At 68.7% G+C, this 19,936-nt stretch carries 14 protein-coding genes; 8 read left to right on the top strand and 6 right to left on the bottom strand.

Translation table 11 applies throughout. The features are described 5' to 3' along the window. Nucleotides 1-39 precede the first annotated feature (39 nt). The 4 genes from WMF46_RS24915 (at nucleotide 40) to WMF46_RS24900 (ending at nucleotide 4,693) form a co-directional block, all read left to right on the top strand. A complete protein-coding gene (locus tag WMF46_RS24915) occupies nucleotides 40-1,281 on the top strand; it encodes an endo-1,4-beta-xylanase (RefSeq protein ID WP_437979470.1) in 1,242 nt (413 codons plus the stop codon). After that, nucleotides 1,278-1,463, top strand: a complete 186-nt coding sequence (locus WMF46_RS24910) for a hypothetical protein (protein ID WP_437979469.1) — start codon at nucleotides 1,278-1,280, stop codon at nucleotides 1,461-1,463. The genes WMF46_RS24915 and WMF46_RS24910 overlap by 4 nt, the downstream gene beginning before the upstream one ends. Before the next feature lie 278 nt (nucleotides 1,464-1,741). Next, entirely contained in the window at nucleotides 1,742-3,487 is a 1,746-nt protein-coding gene (locus WMF46_RS24905; RefSeq protein ID WP_437979468.1) for a glycoside hydrolase family 43 protein, read from the top strand. Between the two features lie 30 nt (nucleotides 3,488-3,517). Then, complete coding sequence (locus WMF46_RS24900) at nucleotides 3,518-4,693, top strand: family 16 glycosylhydrolase (RefSeq protein ID WP_437979467.1); 1,176 nt, start codon at nucleotides 3,518-3,520, stop codon at nucleotides 4,691-4,693. A gap of 85 nt (nucleotides 4,694-4,778) precedes the next feature. Here WMF46_RS24900 and WMF46_RS24895 read toward each other — a convergent pair whose 3' ends face one another. Both WMF46_RS24895 and WMF46_RS24890 read right to left on the bottom strand, forming a co-directional pair. Beyond that, nucleotides 4,779-5,819 (bottom strand): Gfo/Idh/MocA family protein, encoded by a 1,041-nt coding sequence (locus WMF46_RS24895; RefSeq protein WP_437979466.1) that lies wholly within the window; start codon nucleotides 5,817-5,819, stop codon nucleotides 4,779-4,781. A 160-nt stretch (nucleotides 5,820-5,979) separates the two neighbouring features. Beyond that, the gene (locus tag WMF46_RS24890) at nucleotides 5,980-6,216 is read right to left on the bottom strand and encodes a hypothetical protein (protein ID WP_437979465.1); all 237 of its coding nucleotides are present in this window, start codon (nucleotides 6,214-6,216) and stop codon (nucleotides 5,980-5,982) included. Between the two features lie 843 nt (nucleotides 6,217-7,059). Between WMF46_RS24890 and WMF46_RS24885 the strand changes: the two genes are divergently transcribed. Together WMF46_RS24885 and WMF46_RS24880 are read left to right on the top strand one after the other, a co-directional pair. Continuing rightward, on the top strand, nucleotides 7,060-8,748 hold the full coding sequence (locus tag WMF46_RS24885; RefSeq protein ID WP_437979464.1) for a DUF1592 domain-containing protein: 1,689 nt from the start codon (nucleotides 7,060-7,062) through the stop codon (nucleotides 8,746-8,748). A 14-nt stretch (nucleotides 8,749-8,762) separates the two neighbouring features. Beyond that, complete coding sequence (locus tag WMF46_RS24880; RefSeq protein ID WP_437979463.1) at nucleotides 8,763-10,139, top strand: DUF1552 domain-containing protein; 1,377 nt, start codon at nucleotides 8,763-8,765, stop codon at nucleotides 10,137-10,139. A 149-nt stretch (nucleotides 10,140-10,288) separates the two neighbouring features. On the opposite strand, the gene WMF46_RS24875 is transcribed toward WMF46_RS24880, so the two are convergent. From WMF46_RS24875 to WMF46_RS24865, 3 genes are all read right to left on the bottom strand, one after another. Next, complete coding sequence (locus WMF46_RS24875) at nucleotides 10,289-10,837, bottom strand: hypothetical protein (protein WP_437979462.1); 549 nt, start codon at nucleotides 10,835-10,837, stop codon at nucleotides 10,289-10,291. 125 nt (nucleotides 10,838-10,962) lie between these two features. Then, nucleotides 10,963-12,579 (bottom strand): non-reducing end alpha-L-arabinofuranosidase family hydrolase, encoded by a 1,617-nt coding sequence (locus tag WMF46_RS24870; RefSeq protein ID WP_437979461.1) that lies wholly within the window; start codon nucleotides 12,577-12,579, stop codon nucleotides 10,963-10,965. A 180-nt stretch (nucleotides 12,580-12,759) separates the two neighbouring features. Beyond that, nucleotides 12,760-14,283 carry an endo-1,4-beta-xylanase gene (locus tag WMF46_RS24865; RefSeq protein WP_437979460.1) on the bottom strand — a complete coding sequence of 508 codons (1,524 nt, stop codon included), beginning with the start codon at nucleotides 14,281-14,283 and terminating at the stop codon, nucleotides 12,760-12,762. Nucleotides 14,284-15,393: 1,110 nt separating this feature from the next. Here WMF46_RS24865 and WMF46_RS24860 point away from each other — a divergent pair. Then, on the top strand, nucleotides 15,394-16,515 hold the full coding sequence (locus tag WMF46_RS24860) for a hypothetical protein (protein WP_437979459.1): 1,122 nt from the start codon (nucleotides 15,394-15,396) through the stop codon (nucleotides 16,513-16,515). Nucleotides 16,516-16,703: 188 nt separating this feature from the next. After that, nucleotides 16,704-18,137 carry a sigma 54-interacting transcriptional regulator gene (locus WMF46_RS24855; protein WP_437979458.1) on the top strand — a complete coding sequence of 478 codons (1,434 nt, stop codon included), beginning with the start codon at nucleotides 16,704-16,706 and terminating at the stop codon, nucleotides 18,135-18,137. A 31-nt stretch (nucleotides 18,138-18,168) separates the two neighbouring features. Here WMF46_RS24855 and WMF46_RS24850 read toward each other — a convergent pair whose 3' ends face one another. Continuing rightward, entirely contained in the window at nucleotides 18,169-19,899 is a 1,731-nt protein-coding gene (locus tag WMF46_RS24850; RefSeq protein WP_437979457.1) for a hypothetical protein, read from the bottom strand. Nucleotides 19,900-19,936: the final 37 nt, after the last annotated feature.

The following is a 19,936-nucleotide window of genomic DNA, read 5'->3' as shown; positions in this document are numbered from 1 at the left end:
CATCGCCATCTTCAATCGCTCACTTTGCGGAAATTCAACATGAACAAGAACCGTTCTACTCGATGGCTGCGCGGTACGACGTTGATCGCGCTCGGGCTCGCGACTCTCTCTGCGTGCGGCGATGGGGGCGACGGCGGTGGCTCGGGCGGCTCGGGGGGAGCCGACAGCACCACCACGAGCGCGGGCACGACGGGCCCCGGCACGACCAGCGCGGGCACGACGGGCCCCGGCACGACCAGCGCGGGCACGACGGGCCCCGGCACGACCAGCGCGGGCACGACGGGCCCCGGCACGACCAGCGCGGGCACGACGGGCCCCGGCACGACAAGCTCCAGCAGCGGCTCGAACGAGGGCGGCGGCGGTTCGGACGCCGCGAGCAGCACGAGCACGTCCGCCGGAGCCGGCGGCTCCGAGCCCACGGGGAAGTTCGTCGGCAACATCACGACGCGCGGCGCCGTGCGCGACGGCTTCGCGAATTACTGGAACCAGATCACGCCCGAGAACGAGGGGAAGTGGGGCGAGGTCGAGAAGAGCCGCGGGAACAAGGATTGGAGCAAGCTCGACAGGATCTACAAGTACGCGCAGGACAACAACATCATCTTCAAGCACCACGTCTTCGTGTGGGGCTCCCAGCAACCCGAATGGATACGGAACCTCCCCGGCAACGAGCAGCAGGCGGCCGTGCGGGACTGGATGAAGTCGTTCTGCGAGCGCTACCCCAATACGAAGTACATCGACGTGGTCAACGAGCCGCCGCCCCACACCACGCCCTCTTACAAGAACGGCATCGGCGGCGACGGCGCCAGCGGCTGGGACTGGATCGTCAACTCCTTCAAGTGGGCCCGCGAGTTCTGCCCGAACGCGAAGCTGATCCTCAACGACTACAACAACATCGAGTACCAGAACGACCACAACAACTTCATGAAGATCGCGCGGGCGGTGATCGCAGCGGGCGCCCCGGTCGACGCCATCGGCGCGCAGGCCCACGACGCGTACAAGATCAACACCAACACGGTCAAGGGCTTCGTCGACCAGCTCGCCTCGCTGGGCAAGCCTGTGTACATCACCGAGTACGACATCGGCGAGGCGAACGACAACAGGCAGAAGCAGATCATGGAGGAGCAGTTCACGATGTACTGGAACCACCCCTCGGTCCAGGGCATCACCCTGTGGGGCTACATCGTCGGCACCACGTGGCGGGACAACACCGGCATCCAGTATGATGACAACAGGATGCGGCCGGCCATGCAGTGGCTGATGGACTTCCTGGATAGCCAGTGATCGATGTCGCGCTGAAGAACAACCGTCGGGCGGCGCAAGAGCCGCCCGAGCCGGCCGAGGGCAGCGGCGCGCACAGCTGCGTTGTGTACACGGGCTGCTCGAGCGGGCGCCCCACGCGCTGGTGTGCGTTCGACGGGGATGACACCCCCTCGCCGAAGGACAACGGCCAGCCGTCGATCTAGGATCCTCGCGAGGTCTGGGATTTCTTCACGCAGTTCCGAGCTGAGGGTCGAGCGGCGGCGCTCGGCGCGCTTCGTCGGAGGGTCGCCGGGCCGGGGAGCTCGAGCGTCGTCTGCCGCCGATGTTCACCTTCCGCGGAAGACGAGCACCCCCAGCTCGCCCACCGGGCTGTCTTCACGGCGAACCATCCCGGCGGGAGGCGCCGGAGCGCCGTGAGCCGAGCGACCCACGACATGGACAATACCTGACCGAGTTTCAGGAGAGCAGCAAGGATCCAAGAATGGCGACGAGCACGAACTCCCTCCAACGTGAGCTCCTCAGGGCGGCGTTGTTGCTCTGTGGCGTGACCGCGTTTCCGTCGGTCTCCCTGGCAGACAATCCCATCGTACAGACCATTTATACGCCCGATCCGGCTCCGATGGTCCACGATGACACGGTATACCTCTATACCGGGCATGACGAGGACAGCGCCACGGACTGGTTCGCGATGAACGAATGGAGGGTGTATTCCTCCAAGGATATGGTGAACTGGACGGATCACGGATCACCGCTGAAATTCAGCGATTTCAGCTGGGCAAAGGGAGACGCGTGGGCAGGCCAGGCCATCCACAGGAACGGGAAGTTCTACTATTACGTTCCTGTCACGAGCCGCTCACTGAACAGGATGACCATCGGCGTGGCCGTGTCGGACAGCCCCACCGGTCCCTTCAAAGACGCCCTGGGAAAGCCGTTGATCACTGCCAATTGCGGCGACATCGATCCGACGCCGTTCATCGACGACGACGGCCAGGCGTATCTGTACTGGGGAAACCCGAACGTGTGCTACGTGAAGCTGAACCAGGACATGATCTCCTACCAGGGAGACGTCGTGCGCGTGCCCATGACGGCGGAGAGCTTCGGACAGCGCACCGGGAAGGACGATGGCCGCCATACGACCAAGTACGAAGAAGGCCCGTGGCTCTACAAGCGCGATGGGCTGTACTACCTGGTGTACGCGGCGGGCCCTATCTCCGAATACATCGCCTACTCGACGAGCACCAAACCCACCGGTCCATGGACGTACCGGGGGGTCATCATGCCCACGGAGGGCAGCAGCTTCACCAACCACGCAGGAGTCATCGACTTCAAGGGGAACTCCTACTTCTTCTATCACAACGGCGCCTTGCCGGGCGGTGGAGGTTATCACCGTTCGGCGGCCGTCGAGCGGTTCACGTTCAACGCCGACGGTACATTCCCGACGATCAAGATGACCAAGGAGGGCCCGCCTGGCGTCGGCAACCTGAATCCGTATGTCATGACGGAGGCTGAGACCATCGCCTGGGGATCCGGGGTCGAGACCGAGGTATGCGGCGAGGGGGGAATGAATGTCGGGTCGATCGAGAACGGGGACTACATCAAGGTGAAGGGCGTCGATTTTGGCACCGGCGCGGTGTCCTTCGACGCGAGGGTGGCCTCGGCGACCAGCGGCGGCAGCATCGAGCTGCGCCTCGACAGCGCGACGGGCACGCTGGTGGGGACCTGCATGGTTCAGGGGACCGGCGGCTGGCAGACCTGGGCCACCACGTCCTGTGCGGTCGACGGTGCGACAGGGAACCACGATCTGTACCTGAAGTTCACCGGTGGGAGCGGTTTCCTCTTCAATGTCAACTGGTGGAAGTTCACTCCGCTCGACGCCCCGGATCCGACCGGCGCGGGGGGCGCCGGCGCGGGGGGCGCTCCGGACGTGGGTGAAGGGGGAGCGGCGGGCAGCGGCGGGTCGGGCGAGGGTGCGAGCAGCAGCAGCGCAGCGACGACCGGCAGCGGAGCAACGGTGGGCAGCGGAGCGACCGCGGGGAGCGGCACGGGCGGCGCTGGCGGTACCCCCGCTGACGGCGAAAGCGGCGACGAGGGCGGGTGCGCCTTCCGGGTCCAATCGGGGCCCAGCTCCCCCGCCGGCGCGCTCGCCGCCTTGATCGCGCTGGGCGCGGTCGCCGCGCGGCGGCGTCGTGCCCGAGGAGCCGGGCGGAGCGGATCCGCCGCGAATTGACGGTCTGATGCAATCATTGGAGGTTTGATCATGTTCACGAGAGTCCGCGCAGGTCTGATGCTCGCCGCTGCCTCGCTGGCGCTCGCGGTCAGCTCGACCGCGGCAGCGAAGCCGTACAAGGGTGCAGAGATTTACTCGGCCCAGAGCTATCTTCACGGTCGCATGGAGATGCGCATGCGCATGGTGCGCGGGAGCGGCATCCTGTCGACCTTCTTCACCTACAAGAACGGCTCCGAGATGTCCGGCGCGTTCTGGGAGGAGATCGACATCGAGGTCTTCGGGAAGGACAACGCCCGGAGCTGGCAGTCCAACATCATCACCGGGATGGGCACGAGGGTGACGTCGGAGGGGGTGCACGACGCGGGCGTCTCCCTCGCGGACGGCTATCACACCTACGCGCTGGAGTGGACGCCTGAGTACGTGGCCTGGAGCATCGACGGGCGAGAGATCAAGCGGTCGACTGGGGCGCAGGTGACCGCCCTGAAGAATGCCCAGTCCTTCCGCTTCAACACGTGGTCCTCGGACGCCACCGAATGGGTCGGACCGTTCGACGATTCCGTGCTCCCGGCGCACCAGTTCGTCAACTGGATCAAGTATTATCGCTACAACAACGGAAACTTCGAGCTCGCGTGGCAGGACGACTTCAACTCCCTGGACAGCGCGCGATGGAGCAAAGCGGACTGGACGTTCGACGGGAACCGCGTGGACTTCGATCCGCAGAACGTGACGGTGAAGGACGGCACGCTGGTGCTGTCGCTGACCCGGGAGGGCCAGACCGGGTTCAACGGGAATGTGCCCCGCGATGAGGACACCGGGTCGGGCGCGGGCGGGGCGACGACCGCGGCCAGCACCTCCGCCACCGGCGCGGGCGGGGCGGCGACGGCGGCCAGCTCCTCTGGCAGCGGCGAGGGCGGGGCGGCGACGGCGGCCAGCTCCTCCGGCAGCGGCGAGGGCGGGGCGGCGACGGCGGCCAGCTCCTCCGGCAACGGCGTGGGCGCGGCAGGGACGGCGGCCAGCTCGTCCGGCAGCGGCGACGCATCGGGCGAGGGAGGTGGGGGCGGCGGAACCACGCCGGACGGGGAGTCCTCCGACGCAGGTTCCGGGTGCGCCGCCGCCGGAGCCAGCTCCACGGCGAGCTCGTGGGCCGCGGCGCTGGCCCTGGGGCTCTCCGCCCTGGCGATGCGGCGGCGCCGGCCCCGCGGCTGACCTGATCAGGATGCTCGAAGGCGCCGCGGGGCGGGGGAGGGGGCCCTCGCCGCGGCCGTGACGAGGGCGGGCGCCGCGGGCGCCGCTAGACCTTCTCCCAGCGCCTGCTCTCGGCGGAACGGAACAGCGCGTCGATGACCCGCATGTTGCCGACCGCGACCTCGATCGAGTTCTCGACCGGGCTGCCCGTGCGGATGGCGCGCGAGAACGCCTCGCTCTGCAGGTGGTACTGGTCGACGACGGGGAACGAGGTGACCTTGGCCGAGCTGCAGTTCAGCGTCGAGCCGTCATCGAGGAAGATCTTGCACGGCTGGTCGGCGGGGGCGTTGAACGGGATCTCGATCTCGATGCGGCCCTTGGTGCCGAGCGCGTTCACGCGCTGGTAGGCCACCGCCTGCGTGCTGCACGTGAACGTCAGGTGCGCGCCGCCGTAATCGAGCAAGCCCGAGGTCAAGCGATCGGTGCCGAACTCGGGATCGCGCTCGACGAGCACCATCGCCCGCACCGGCTCGCGTCCGAACAGCAAGCGCGACGTGTTCACGGCGTAACAGCCGATGTCGTAGAGCGCGCCGCCCCCGACCTGTTCCCTGTTGCGGATGTTGGTCGCGTCACGGTTGAAATACGAGAACGCCGCCTGGACGCTGACCAGCTCGCCGATCCGGCCGCTTCGCACCCAGTCCCTGGCCTGCTGCCACTGCGGGTGATAGCGGACCATGAACGCTTCGGCGATCAGCTTGCCCGTCTCGTGCTGGACGTCGGCAAGCGCCGCGGCGTCCTTGGCGCTGAGCGCGATCGGCTTCTCGCACAGGACGTGCTTGCCGGCGCGGGCCGCGCGCGCCGACCACTTCACGTGCAGGTGGTTGGGCAGCGGGATGTAGACGGCCTCGATCTCCGGATCGTCGAGCAGCTCATCGTAGCTTCCGTACGCCTTCGGGATCCCGAGCGACGCCGCGGCGGCGCGCGCCTTGTCGATGTCGCGCGACGCCAGCGCGGCGACCTGGGTCAGGGGCCCCCGCCTCATGCTGGGCAGGCTGACCTTCAATGCGAAGTTGCTCGCCCCGAGGACGCCCCAGCGCACAGGGGTGATGGATTCGCTCGCCTTCGGATCTTGCGCGGATGTGGACATGGACACCTTGCAAGGCGCGACGCTGGTGGCCGACGGCGCGCCTGTGAACGCTCGACGTGAATCGACCCGACGGGTCAGGCCAGGCGCTGGAGCGAGAGCGCCCGCCCTGCGCGAGGAGCGGAGAGGGCGAGAGCAGGGCGCGGTGCCTCAGAAGGCGTCGTCACGGCGCTTCGCCTCGTGCTCCGCCTTGTATAGAGCCGTCTTGGTCCAGCCCCTGTATCGGACAGGCTCTCTGTCCTTTGTCGCCGCAGCTGAAATCCTTCCCTTCGGCAACCGATGCGGGGACGTCCGCCGTCCCGCCCGCGGCCCATGCTGCGCCCGCAAAGCCGCCCGCAAACCCGAAGGCAAAGCCAGTGCCGACGCTCATCATCACGGCACCCATCAGCTTCACGCTCATCCACATCCGATGTCTCCTGATCAGGGAAGGGGCAAGCTCAGCCGCATGATCGCAGCTCCGAGACGAATTGTGATCGTTCACATGATGAGGGTCAATCAAAAATGACCGGTGCGCAGCCATCCTCGGCTGCCATCGATGCGTGGCGGCGGCCGGCCGCGGCGCCCGCGTGAGCTGTCACACGAGCTTGGCTTGTGCGAGATCGTAGGTTCCGGGGAGCCCGGAGGGTGCTCTTGCGCTGTACCGGCCTGCCCTCGACCAGGACGCGCGCGGCTCTGGAGGACCCCGCCAGCGTCGTCCTCCCCCGGGCTCGAGGGGGGCCCGCGTGCCGGTCGATTGGCGTTGACTCCTGGGATGTGATCGTTCACATTGCGCTCAGGGGCGTCCTTTTGCTTTGCCCTCGGCGGCGTATCCTGCGCGCCGAGATCTCGTCTTCTTGATCGGTCCCGGTGCCGATTCGGTTCGCTCGGCCGTCGCTGAGGCGATTGCCGTTTGATGGTGCATGGTGTCTCGCCAGAGGTGATTCACCAGAGGCCACGACAAGCCTTGCTGATTCGACGGCTGTCGTGAACCCCTAGGTGCTGTTCACTGGAATTTTCTTGGGTGTCCGGCGAAGCGGCCGGATGGCAGCTTCGGGTGCAACGTGACCTATGTTGCGGCGGGCTATGCTCAGCCCCTCCTCGGACGCAGCAGTGTCATCACACCGGCCCGGTCCGGTATCTGGTGCTCCAAGATCCATCACGCCGGGCGAAATGGGCTCCGTGATGCGAGCGCCTGCTCTGAGGCATGGTCGCGAGATGTGGGTTCCCGCGCGTCGTCACCCCCCTTGCAGTATCGGAGAGCAAGATGAAGAAGCCGTCATGGCACGAGCTCCGTTTCTCGAGAGAAGTCGCCGCCGTTTGCGCGCTCGCGTTCGCGGCCGCGTGCACGGGCGCGCTGGGTGACCCGACGGAGGGCCCTGGGGCATCCTCTTCCGGGGGAGATGAGCCGCCGACGGGCTCGGACCCGCCGCAGTTCCAACCCGCGGCCGGGATGCTGCGCCGTCTGACGAGGACGCAGTTCCGCAACGCCGTGCGCGACATGCTGGGCGTCGAGGTCGATATCCATCAGCTCGACGCCGACAGCTGGAACGGGAACTTTGCGGTCATCGGCGCCGCGACCGTCGTGACCTCGGAGCGAGGCGTCGAGCAGTACCACGCGGCCATCGAGGGCGCCGTCGACGCGGTGTTCGCGGATCCCGCGAGGCGAGACCAGTTCATCGGCTGCGCGCCCAGCGGCGCGGAGAACGACGCTTGCGTGCGTGGTTTCATCGAGGCGCTGGGGCGTCGAGCGTGGCGCCGCCCGCTCGAGGCAGCCGAGGTCGACCGGCTCGCGGCCGTCGCCGCGAAGGCCGCGACCGAGCTCGAGAGCGCCGTCGAGGGGGCCCGCTGGGCGACAGTGGCCCTCTTCACCTCTCCGAACTTCCTGTATCGCCCGGAGCTCGGCGCTCCGAGCGCCGACGGCTCGCTCCGCTTGACGGGCTACGAGATGGCGTCCCGGCTCGCGTTCCTTGTGTGGAACAGCCTGCCAGACGAGGAGCTGCTCGACCAGGCCGCGAGCGGGGCGCTCGGAACGGTGGAGGGGATCCGCGCCGCGGCGACGCGGCTGCTCGAGGCGCCCGACGGGCGCGAGGCGGTCGGCGCCTTCGCCGAGGAGTACATGCGGCTCGATCGGCTCAGCACGCAGGCAAAAGACACAGCGCTCTTTCCGGAGTATAACCCCGCGCTGCAAGCGGCGATGGTCCGCGACATGCGAGGCACCTGGGAGGTCCTCGCGTTCGACGAGGGAACGAGCGCGCTCGACCTGTTCTCGACAACGAAGGTCGTCGTCAACAGCGAGCTCGCCCAGCTCTACGGTATCGACACGGCCGGCCTCGGCTCGGGCGCCTTCGAGGTCCGCTCGTTGCCCGCGGACGGCCCGCGCATCGGGATCCTCAGCAAAGCGGGCTTCCTCTCGCAGTTCGCGAACCAGAAGGAGGGCTCTCCCACCTTGCGCGGCAAGTTCATGCGTGACGCTCTCATGTGCACGCCCATCCCGCCGCCCCCCGGCGACGTCGCCCTCGAGCTCCCGGAGCCGCCCGCGGACAAGCCCCTCACGAAGCGTCAGCGGCTCGAGATCCACCGGACCGAGCCCGCCTGCGCCGGCTGCCACTCGTACATGGACCCGCTGGGCCTGCCGCTCGAGACCTTCGACGCGATCGGCCGCTTCCGCACGACCGACCACGGCCTGCCGATCGACCCGAGCGGCGAGTTCGACGGGGTGCCGGTCGCCGACGCGCGCGCGCTCGGCGTGACCCTCAGCTCGGACGCCTCGGTCGCGGAGTGCCTCGTCCGCAAGTACTACACGTATGCAGCGGGTCACGAGGAGAGAAAGGTGGACGAGCGCGTGCTGGACGCGCTGACCGCCTCGTTCGAAGGGTCGGGGTACAAGCTGCGCGAGCTGGTCCTCGACGTCGTGACCAACGACGCTTTCTCGTCCGTCGCCCCCCAACCCTGATCGCAGGTACCCCAATGACGAACAAAGCTTTTAGCCGACGAACTGTTCTCCGGGGCATTCTGGCGACGGGCGCCGCCGTCACCATCCCGCTCCCCTTGCTGGAGATCATGCTGAACGAGAGCGGCACGGCGCACGCTCAGACGAAGACGCCGGTGTCGCCGCTCTACGTCACGTGGTTCTTCGGGAACGGCACGCTGCCCGGTCGGTGGAAGCCGACGCGCACGGGCTCCGGTCAGGCCTGGGACCTCAGCCCCGAGCTCGAGCCCTTCGCGGATCTCAAGTCGTATCTCACGGTGATCAGCGGCCTCGAGAACAAGCTGGTGGTCTCCGGCTCAGAGCACCCCACGGGGTCGGCGGGGGCCACGACCGGCGCGCCGCTCAGCGGGAACGCCGTGCGGGCCGCGTCCATCGATCAGGTCGTCGCGAACGCCATCTCGGAGGGGGCGCCGTACCGCTCTCTCGAGGTCGGATTGACGCCGGCGACGCCGGGCGGCGCTCCGGACTCGCTGCATACGGTCTCGCACAGGGGGCCGAACGCGCGCAACAACCCGGAGTTCGATCCGAAGGCCGTGTTCAATCGATTGTTCATGAACGGCTTGCCCGAGCCCAGCGACGACGGCGCGGAGCAGGCCAAGAAGCTCGCGAACGTCCGGAAGAGCGTGCTCGACTCCGTCCTGCAGGACGGCGCGAGCCTGAAGCAGCGGCTCGGGGCGGCCGACAGGCATCGTATCGAGGAGCACCTCGAGTCGATCCGGGCCATCGAGCAGCGCCTCGATACCATGTCGTCCGGCGGCGGCACGACGTCGGCGTGCAAGAGCCCGACGGCCCCCACCGCCGGCAAGGACTCGCAGAGCGAGGCGCCCCCTGCGGTGAACACCGCCATGGTCGAGCTCTCGGCGCTCGCGCTCGCCTGCGAGAGGACCCGCGTGCTCTCGTTCATGTTCTCGCTGCCCGCCGCGCACGTCTACTATCGGCACCTCGCGCAGGATATGAACGACGACTTTCACGACACCATCTGCCACGGAGATGCCGGGGATCAATCGAGCCAGCCTCGCGTCGACAAGGGCGTGATGTACACGATGCGCTGCCTGAACGAGTTCTTGACGAAGCTCAAGAACACGCCGCACGGCAGCTCGAACCTGCTCGACAGCTCGCTCGTGTACGTCACGTCCGACACCGCGTGGGGTAAGGTGCACACGAGGACGGAATGGCCGGTGCTCTTCGCCGGGAAAGCCGGAGGGCGGCTGCGCGGCGACGAGCACCGCAACTTCCCCGGCGACAACCTGAGCAAGGCGCTCCTGACGGTCGCCCAGGTCATGGGCGTGAACGTGACGGAGTTCGGCATCGACGCAGGGCGCGTCACGTCGCCGCTCGCGGGCATCCAGGTCTGAGCGCGGCGCCGCCGCGTCTGGAAGAGGCGCTCGGCAGGCGCTCGCCGACCTGCCCGCGCCGCCCCATCGTCCCCGGCTCCAAGACAACCCACCTCGCGAGCGTGCCGGAGGGCTCGTTCGACGTGCCGTTCGTCAAAGGCGAGCGAGGCTCACCGGCACGGGAAGTCGTCGAAGCGGCCGCAAACGGATAGGTCGGTGCGGCCAGCGCCCACGGATAGATCCCACGCGATCGCCGAAGGTGTCCCGACGTAGGGCTCGATCGTGAGCGTGCCGGTGGGGGGATCGGGCAGCAAGCCCCTGGCGGCCTGCGCCATGCCGTGCGGCGTCTCGACACCGAGCGTGAACGTTCCCGGTTGCCCGTCCCACCTCACGATCCCGAACACGAGCACATCGTCCAGGACGTCAGGCGCGGGCAGACAGCCGGAGCCCCTCGGCGAGATCTCCACGAAGAGCGTCGAGTCGGCGGCCTCGTCGCCGCAATCGATGTAGCTGTAGACCCGATCGGGCGGCACCGTCCAGCCTGGTGATGAGGAGGAGCTGCTGGTGTCGCTGCCTCCGGCCCCTGGTGCTGACGTTTCGCCGTCGCCGTCGCCGTCACCGTCGCCGTCGCTCGCGCCATGGCCGTCCTCGCGAACGACGACGGTGCTGTCACAGGCGCTCGCGAAGAGGAGCGCACCCAAGAGGACCACCCACGCCATGCGGGGCATCTTAACACGCGCGAAGGATCTCAGCGAGGGGCCGGCGGAAACGCCGGCCCCCCGCTGCTCTACCGGTTCGTCTTCCCTTCGATTGACTTTCTCGGGACTCCGACGTGAACAGTGTTCTAGCGAACCGCCTTCAACAGGCCGAGGCGATACGGGAGCTGCGAGTATTCGCCGCCCGAGCTCGGGTTGCGTCCTTGATACAGGAACTGCAGATTGCAGGTGTCGATCGTCGCGGTCTCGTCGTTGCCATCGCGCACCAGCTCGCCATGGCTGACGTCGTCGCTCCAGTCCGCCACGCCTGACGCGTAGGTGACGTTGTTTTGACCTGCGAACGGCGCGTTCCAGGTATGCGCGAGCGGGGTCCACGCGCCGTCGAGGCGATCCGCGGTGAACGAGCGATAGAACCTGGCGCCCGTCGGGCCGATGGCCTCGATCAGCGTCAAATACTTGTTCATGCCCTTGATCTTGTACGTGGAGCTCCCCTCGAACAGATTGTTACGATTCGAGTCCTGAAGGGCGATCGAGACCGGGCCGAACCCGTTCGGGAAGTTCTGCACAGTGGTCTGGCTGCGGTACATCCGGCCGTCGTCGCCGGTGAAGAAGAGGTAACAGTTGGCGCTGTCGCAGATCACCCAGTAATCGATGGGCAGGCTGGGCATGCCAGCGGGCGTGGACGCGAAGAAGTTCTGGGGCCTGGTCCAGGTGTCCGGGCGGCTCGGGTCGCTGGTCGTGGAGAACTGCGGCGGCTGCGATTGATAGATGAGGTACCACTTGTTCTGAGGCCTGAAGAAGAACATCTGCGGCGCGCACCGATAGCCGCTGAAGCCAGGCGTGCGATCCATGTAGTAATGCGATGCGGACGCGGCCTGGGACCAGTCGGTGAAGTTCAGGTACGTCATCTGCCAGTTCCCGGCGGTGTTCGCCGTGGTGGCGTAGATGTGCCAGCGATCGTTGAAGAAGGAGACCGTCGGATCCTTGATGGACACGATATTGTGAGTCGCGTCGGACTTCGGGCTCACCAGCATGCTGCTCGACTGCCAGCGGAAGGTGGTGGGCAAGCCGCAACCTTCGCCGCCCCCGCTGCCGCCGCTGCCGCCGCTGCCCCCGGTGCCGCCGGTTCCACCGCTGCCGCCGGTTCCACCGCTGCCGCCGGTGCCACCGCTGCCGGTGCCCGAGCTCACGGGGGTGATCCGGAATTGCTGGTTGGTGCCGCCGTTCGATGCCCATTGAATCACGGCGGTGCCGTCCGCGGTGCCGCGGCCGTAGACGTCCAGGGACTTGCCGCTGTTGCGTGCGGTGAGGCGCACGACGCCGCTGGCGACGTCCGTGAAGGACCACTGCTGGTTCTCCCCGGTCCAGCAGGAGTATTGCTGGATGCGGGCGCCGTCGCTGGTGGAGGCGCCGGCGACGTCCATGCAACGGTTGCTGTTGACGTTGCGGATGCGGTAGTAGCCGCCGCCCGCCGATTCCATGCGGAACTGTTGCCGCGTCGAGCCGTTGCAGCTGGCGATCTGCAAGGCGGCTGCGTCCGCGGTGCTGCCACCGGCCACCTCGACGCATTTTCCACTCTGGACGCCGGTGATCGTGTAGGTCGCCGTGGTGTCGATGGTGACGCTCTCGGCGAGCTCGTCGAGCTCGGGGCCGTCTTCATCGAGCTGCTCGGCGGAGACGCACGCGGCCGTGGCGGCGAGCGTCGTGAGCAGCGACCATCGTCTGAATCGGATTCTCATCATCATCCCCTCTGTTTCAAAGGCATAAGAAGCGGGAAGCAAGACACACGGGAAAGCGCCCGGGATCGGCCGCGCAAGCGCGGGCCTCGCGGGTCGACTCCGTCGACCTGCGACCGAGCCGACGAGCCTGCGCAGCGATCTCCGGGCGCGTGGTTCTCCGTGAACCGCGCGTCAGCGCGTCCGGCGTCAGCGCCCCAGGTAGCTCATCAACCAGGACATGGCGGGCCGCATCTGGCCGCTGCTGCTCATGAGCCCTGAGTTGGTCACCCACGTCTGGCCGCTGATGTACCCCCACAGCGTGATGCCCTTCACGCTCGGATGCTCGTAGAACATGGGGAACTGGCTCTGCATCACGTTGAGCTGCTGCGTGTCGTTCGCCAGGTTGATATCGTACTCGGTGATATAGACCGGCAGGCCGGTGCCGGCGAGTTTATCGAGGAAGCCCTTGACGGTGCTGGTGTTGAGCTTGTACGCGTCGTGAGCCTGAGCGCCGATGCCATCGATGGGAGCCCCCGCCGCCCGGATCCGATTGACGATGTTGAGCGTGTTCTGATTGTCGCTGCTGTACTCGATGTTGTTGTAGTCGTTGAGCAGCAGCTTGGCGTTCGGGCAGTACTGCCGCGCCCACTTGAACGCTTGCACGATCCAGTCGTAGCCGCTCGAGCCCGCGCCGCCGAGGGCGTTCATGTACGACGGGGTGGTGTGCGGGGGCGGCTCGTTCACGACGTCGATGACGGCGACGTCCGGGTAGCGCTGGCAGAACGCCTGGATCCACTCTTCTACCTCTGCGCGCTGCTCGCTCTGCGACAGATTGGCGATCCAGCCCGGCTGCTGGGCACCCCAGATCAGGGTGTGGCCCTTGTAGGGAATGCCCTTCTGGCGAGCGTAATCCCGGACTCGGTCCATGCCGGCCCAGTTCATGACGTCCCGCGTGGGTTCGACGGAGCCCCACTTGCCCTCGTTCTCCGGGCTGAGCTGGTTCCAGTACCGGGACAGATCCGCTCGCACCTGCCCGCCGGTTGTGATGTTGCCGACGAACTTGCCGCCGCCGCTGCTGCCGCCGCCGCTGCCGCCGGCACCGCCGCTGCCGCCTGTGCCGCCGGTGCCGCCGCTGCCGCCGGTGCCGCCTGTGCCGGTGCCGCCGGTGCCGGTGCCCGAGCTCACGGGGGTGATCCGGAATTGCTGGTTGGTGCCGCCGTTCGATGCCCATTGAACCAAGGCGGTGCCGTCCGCGGTGCCACGGGCGTAGACGTCCAGGGACTTGCCGCTGTTGCGTGCGGTGAGGCGCACGACGCCGTTGGCGACGTCCGTGAAGGACCACTGCTGGTTCTCCCCGGTCCAGCAGGAGTATTGCTGGATGCGGGCGCCGTCGCTGGTGGAGGCGCCGGCGACGTCCATGCAACGGTTGCTGTTGACGTTGCGGATGCGGTAGTAGCCGCCGCCCGCCGATTCCATGCGGAACTGTTGCCGCGTCGAGCCGTTGCAACCGGCGATCTGCAAGGCGGCTGCGTCCGCGGTGCTGCCTCCAGCCACCTCGACGCATTTTCCACTCTGGACGCCGGTGATCGTGTAGGTCGCCGCGGTGTCGATGGTGACGCTCTCGGCGAGCTCTTCGAACTCGTAGCCGTCTTCATCGAGCTGCTCGGCGGAGATGCACGCGCTGAGCGCGATCGTCGTCAGCAGGGTCCAGCGTTCAAATCGCATTCTCATAAGGTTCTCCTGTGCTTAAGCGGGAATGTCGTAGTGGCGTGAAAGCGGCCCCTTCGACGCGTAGATAAGTTGTTGAGTTGGCGTCGCTCTCCCGTGGAGCCGGATCACATGGAAATATGTTCTGTCAACCCAGGGCAGCTCCCAAAGGTGGGGCCTGACGTCTCCGAAGCGTTTGGATCTCCTTCTCGCCCCCCGACGCGCCGGTCCAGGTGTGCCTGGTCGAGCCGGTGTCGGCCGAGTCGAGCCCCGCGCGCGGGTCGTCGTCGGACGTGCCGACCCCCTCGGGGCGGCGTCGTCGCCGGCGCTGGGGCTCAGCGTGCCGAAGAGCTCGGTGGAGATCGACGTCTCATGGATCAGCCCACTGGCCCGCGTGGCCCGTTCTCGTGGAGATCTCAGTGCGCATGACCACCCTTCCGATGCGAAGCAAAAGAATACCGACGAGTGCCAATGTGAACGCTCACATATCCGATGTCAATCGCAGAAGGCTGTTGAGGGAAGGCGGCTCCTTCGATTCATGGGTAAGTTGTTGATATGCTGTCTCTTTTTCAGGGAGGCTGGATTGCGCGGAAAAATGTTCTGTCGGTTCAGGGCAGCTTCCGCAGCTGGGACTTGACGTCTCCGGAGGGTTTGGACTTCCCTCTCCGCCTCTCCACATTGGACTTCCTTTTCCCACATCGGGTCTCCATCGTTTCCTACATTGGAGTTCCTTCTCCCCCAGCAAGCGCGAGCTGCGCCGCGCGCAGACGCCGCTCGTCCCGAGGGTGTCCTCTGGGCAGTAGGGGACAGAGCGCGAGATTCACCTGAGACGGCCGCGTGTCCCGCGATATCTCGGCTTGTCATCGCTGCTGGCCCCGCTCTTGCCATGTCCTGCAGTGAATCGTGGCGAGTTATTGCAGCCCGAGCAGCGTTGATTCCGATCTTTGCTGGACCAACAGCACCGTCAACCGCGCGGTCACGGTCAACGGCACCAGGTGCGATCCACGGCGATCGGTAGGCGGCGGCCCGCCGCGCCCTTCTCCGCGTCCGCGGCGAGCCGCCCAGGCGAGGTCGGCCGCCCTCGGGCCGGTCTCGCCTGGGCGCAGCCTCGCGGGGACGATACCCTGGGCGAGGATGGAGCCCATCTTCGTCCTGATGATCATCTCGGGGATCGCGGGGCTCGCGCGCTTCTTCGCGGTTGCGCGCAACGACGCGCGGCGGGCGGCCGAGGCCCGCTGGCGGCTCGCACGGCCCATGTGGCAGCGCGCGGCGGCCCTCGTCGGGGGGGAGTTCCGGTCGGGTCCGGGCCCATCGGGAGACCCGCGGATGCAGATCTCCGTGGCGCTCGACGGCGTCGCGCTCCTCGTCGACCACGACGTCGATCGCAGGGGCGCGGCCGTCGTGCGCTACAGCACCCGCATCACGGGCACGGTGAGCAACCCGTCGGGCCTCAGGCTCCGGGTCAACGAGCAGCAGCTCGACCGGCCGAGCGGCGGGGGCTTCCGGGCGCGGCGGGTGGACGCCGGCGACCCGGCGGACGACGGCGCCTTCGTCGTGCAGGCGAGCAGCCCGGCGCTCGCGCGCTGGTGGCTCACGCGGGAGCTGCGCGAGGCGCTCCGCGCGGCGACCGAATATGAGCTCACGCTCGAGGCGCACCGGCTGACCGCGATCCGCGCCGGGCTGGAGGACGACGCCGAGAAGCTCGCGGGCGCCATCCGCGCCGCGGCGCTCGTCGCCGGCCGCGGCCGGGCGCTCGCGAAGGAGCTGCGGGCGCTCTCGCAACAGCTCGGCGGGCGCCTCCTGTCCGGCGCCGGGACCACCTCGCCCGGAGGAGGCATGACCATCGAGCTCGAGCACCGCGGCCGGCGCCTCGCCGTGACGTTCGGCCGGGATGGAAGGCGAGGGGCGTTCGGCACGCAGGTGCGCGTCGCCCGCGCCGCGTCCCCGTCGGAGCGGTTCATCGTGAGGCGCCGGCAGCGGCGCGGGCAGGACCGGGCGAGCTCCGGGCAGCCCGACGACGGCGGCCTGTCGCGGGCGTACGAGGTGCAGGCCGAAGCGCCGGACCGGGTGGCGTGGCGCCTCACCGACGAGGTGAGGCGCGAGATCGCCGCGCTCCGCCCGGCGGCCGTCGTGGGTGATGAGGCCGCGGTCAAGCTGGTGTTCGGCAGCATCGAGACGGGGCGGGACCGGATCGAGCGCGCGATCGCGATCGTCTCCTCCCTCGCGGCGCCCGCGCCGCAGGGACCCTACCGCTGACGGCCCGGCGAGCCGCCCTACCAGCGCGGGGCGCCGCGACAGGACGACCAGCGCGTGCGCTTCGCGCGCCTGAGCTTGCTCCACTGGCTGGCGGGGCGTGATAGATCGTGGGCCTGCGGCATGCAGCCTCGGGTCGATTCCCTGGCGCCTCCTCCGTGCGCGGCCTGCCAGGGGCGGAGAGGGGCAGGATGAGCGCGGGTCGGGACGAGCCGTCGACGCTGGTCCGCACCCGGCGGCGCGCCGGCTCCGCCGCCGAGCCGCGGCCGTTCCTCTTCCTCGTCTTGCAGTGCCAGCGGCCGATGGATCCGCCCGCGCGGCTGGCGCTCGACGGGGTCGACGAGGTGCGGTTCGGGCGAGGCCCGGTGCGCTCGATCGACCGGCGGACCGAGGCGGACCGGGCGCTGCTCGACGTGCGCCTCGAGGACGGCTGGGTGTCGTCCCGCCACGCGCGGATCACGCGCGACGGCGGCCAGCTCTGCCTGGAGGACCTCGGCTCGACGAACGGCACCTTCGTGAACGGCGTGCCACGGCGGAGCGCGACGCTCGCCGAGGGGGACCTGATCGAGCTCGGGCACACGTTCTTCCTGTTCCGCGAGGTCGCGGTGCCCGACGAGGCGGCGAGCGACGCGGCCCAGGCGGCGGATCAGCCGTTCGGCCTCGCGACCTTCTCGCCCGAGCTGGCCGAGCGCTTCGCCTCCCTCCGGGCCGTCGCGCCCGCGCCCATCCCCGTCGTCCTCCAGGGCGAGAGCGGCACCGGCAAGGAGGTCGTCGCGCGCGCCGTCCACGCGCTGTCGGGGCGGCCCGGCCCGTTCGTCGCCATCAACTGCGGCGCGCTGCCCGAGAGCCTCATCGAGTCCGAGCTGTTCGGCCACAAGAAGGGCGCCTTCTCCGGCGCCGCCGAGGACCGGCCCGGCCTCATCCGCGCGGCCGACCGCGGCACGCTCTTCCTCGACGAGATCGGCGATCTGCCCGCGGCGTCGCAGACCGCGTTCCTGCGCGTGCTGCAGGAGTCGGAGGTCGTCGCGGTGGGCGCGACGCGCCCCGTGAAGGTCGACCTCCGCGTGGTCGTGGCCACGCACCGCGACCTCCCTGCGATGGTCGAGCGCGGCGACTTCCGGGGCGATCTCTTCGCGCGCCTCTCGGGCTTCGTGCTCGAGCTCCCGCCCCTGCGCAAGCGCCGGGAGGATCTCGGGCTGCTCATCGCCGCGCTGCTCCGCCGCGCCGCCCCGGACCGGGCCGCGTCGATCTCGCTCGGCTGCGAGGCGGCGCGCGCGCTCCTCCTGCGCGAGTGGCGGCTCAACGTCCGCGAGCTGGAGAAGTGCCTTGCGACCGCGATCGTGCTCGCCGGCGGCGGCCGGGTGGAGCTCGATCACCTGCCGCCGCCCGTCGTCGTGCCGCGGAGCAGCCACCCGCCCGAGGCCTCGAAGCCCGACGCCCAGCCCGCCGAGCGCCAGCGGCCCGCCGAGGAGGACCAGCAGCGGCGCGAGGCGCTCATCCGCCTCTTCCGCGAGCACCGCGGGAACGTCAGCGCCGTGGCGCGGGCGATGGGGAAGGGGAGAACGCAGATCCACCGGTGGATCGCGCGTTATGGCATCGAGCCAGGCGACTACAGGGACGGGTGAACGCGCGGTGGGTCGGCGGCGCGACCGCCGGTCAGGGACAGTACAGCGCGCCGGCGGACACCACGCTGCCGGGCAACATCGGCGCGAACGGGGAGAACGGGAAGTCCCGGACGACATCCGACGGGTGGTTGAGAAACACGGTGATCGGATGGCGCCATGTGCGCTCGCCGCCCTTGCACTGCTGGAAGTCCCTGTCGCCCTCCACGAGCACCCCGTCGTCGACGGAGCACTGGTGGAGCGTCGGACACTCCGCGACGAGGAGCGATTCGTCGCAGGCGCCGACCGGGGTCGCGACGCAGTCTACCTCGCCCTCGGCGCCGGCGCAGAGGCGTTCCCCCACGTACGCGGCGTGATCGGTCCAGTATTCACCCGTGCAGGCGAAGGCGTGCTGATAGATGGCCTGCCCGGAGTCCTCCCCGGGGGTCGGAGCACGGTGGAATTGGCCCTTCTCGTCCACTTCATTCATCCCCACCTGGAGCCGGGGGTGGAGGGGCTCTTGGCCCCACAGGTTCCCGTAGAACGCGCCCTCGCGCCAGCCGAAGACGTCGGCCTCCGTCGCTGGATACACCGCGTCGCGGAACGTCGCCTCGGCGATGGAGACGACGCCGGGCGGCGGCGGGGGGCTCGGCCGCAGGCGGCTCGCGACGCTGAAGCGGCGGTTCCTCTCCAGCATCGCGGCGACGCCTCCGCCCGGCGCCAGGAGGCCGGCGCGGCCGCTCGTCCGCGGGCCGCTCATGAGGCTGAAGTAGGCGCTTTGAGGGCAAACGAAGCGGAGCGCGGGCTCGGCGCGGCTGTCGCAGCGCACCTCCCTCGGATCGATGTGATCGGGTGAGTCGGCGTCGCAGCCCCGGATACCGCTGCAGACGCGAAGCACCGTATCGCTGACGGGCAGCCCGGCGGCGCTCGCCGGGTCGTCGGAGCAGTCGGTCAGGGGCGCGTCGCCGGTCGCGACGAACACGGTCGAGCCCGGGGTGCACGAGCCGACGTTCTGGGCCGTCCATCCACAGCTGCGCGACGCTCCCTGGGACTCGGTCGCGCACCGCCTGAAGCTCGGAATGGTGTCACCGTCCTCCGTCTTCGTCACCACGCGGACGGAGGGCGCCGGCGTGAGGAGCCCCGGCCGGTGCTCCGGGAACGCCTGGCCTCGCAGCGAGACGGTGATCGAGCGGCCCAGGGCGTTCACGAGCGAGAGCATGCACGCCGAGACGAGCTGCTGGCACTTCGGCCCCGCCTTGTCGACGGCCCAGACAGGGCAGACCCCGATCTTGCCGTCGAATGTGAATTTCTCGCCTGTCGACGTGTCGGTGTACAAGACGCTCTGGCCTTGCTCGAGGGCGCAGGCGACGAGGTAGTCCATCACCTCGCGCGTGGGCTCGTGGCGGAGCTGGTAGCGGAGCTCCGGGTACTTGCTGTCGTCGGCGTAGCTCTCGGTCGCGAGCGGGACGGACACCATGACGGGATTGGCACGCGGGTTCGCGATCAGCGCGTTGCGGGTGAGCGCCTCGGCGGAGAGGCCGTTGCCCCAGACGCCCTGCACCGCGTCCGCGATGTCCGCCACCAGCCCGCTGGCCGACCCGCCGCTGGCCGACCAGCCGCTGGCCGGCCCGACGACCGACCCGCTCGATGAGCCGCTCCCCGCCGGCGCCGCGCGCGGCGGCCCCTCGAGCGGGGAGGCGTCGCCGCCCGCGACGGCGCAGCCCGCGCCCACGAGCGAGAGCCCGAAACACAGCGCAATCAACCCTCGTGTCCGGTAGATCTTCACGCGGTCAGATTCCTTTCTTGTCTCTGGTCCGGGCGAT

It is taken from the genome of Sorangium sp. So ce117 (genome assembly GCF_051524395.1).
In the GTDB taxonomy this organism is placed as follows: Bacteria; Myxococcota_A; Polyangia; order Polyangiales; family Polyangiaceae; genus Sorangium; species Sorangium cellulosum_B.
Note: the sequence above shows the minus strand (reverse complement) of the source record. Positions and strands in the feature narration are given on the sequence as shown.

Coding starts and splice junctions, on each gene's coding strand:
- WMF46_RS24875 (WP_437979462.1), bottom strand. CDS start 10,837: ATGGCGTGGGTGGTCCTCTTGGGTGCGCTCCTCTTCGCGAGCGCCTGT.
- WMF46_RS24855 (WP_437979458.1), top strand. CDS start 16,704: ATGAGCGCGGGTCGGGACGAGCCGTCGACGCTGGTCCGCACCCGGCGG.
- WMF46_RS24895 (WP_437979466.1), bottom strand. CDS start 5,819: ATGTCCACATCCGCGCAAGATCCGAAGGCGAGCGAATCCATCACCCCT.
- WMF46_RS24880 (WP_437979463.1), top strand. CDS start 8,763: ATGACGAACAAAGCTTTTAGCCGACGAACTGTTCTCCGGGGCATTCTG.
- WMF46_RS24870 (WP_437979461.1), bottom strand. CDS start 12,579: ATGATGATGAGAATCCGATTCAGACGATGGTCGCTGCTCACGACGCTC.
- WMF46_RS24900 (WP_437979467.1), top strand. CDS start 3,518: ATGTTCACGAGAGTCCGCGCAGGTCTGATGCTCGCCGCTGCCTCGCTG.
- WMF46_RS24860 (WP_437979459.1), top strand. CDS start 15,394: ATGGAGCCCATCTTCGTCCTGATGATCATCTCGGGGATCGCGGGGCTC.
- WMF46_RS24905 (WP_437979468.1), top strand. CDS start 1,742: ATGGCGACGAGCACGAACTCCCTCCAACGTGAGCTCCTCAGGGCGGCG.
- WMF46_RS24915 (WP_437979470.1), top strand. CDS start 40: ATGAACAAGAACCGTTCTACTCGATGGCTGCGCGGTACGACGTTGATC.
- WMF46_RS24865 (WP_437979460.1), bottom strand. CDS start 14,283: ATGAGAATGCGATTTGAACGCTGGACCCTGCTGACGACGATCGCGCTC.
- WMF46_RS24890 (WP_437979465.1), bottom strand. CDS start 6,216: ATGAGCGTGAAGCTGATGGGTGCCGTGATGATGAGCGTCGGCACTGGC.
- WMF46_RS24885 (WP_437979464.1), top strand. CDS start 7,060: ATGAAGAAGCCGTCATGGCACGAGCTCCGTTTCTCGAGAGAAGTCGCC.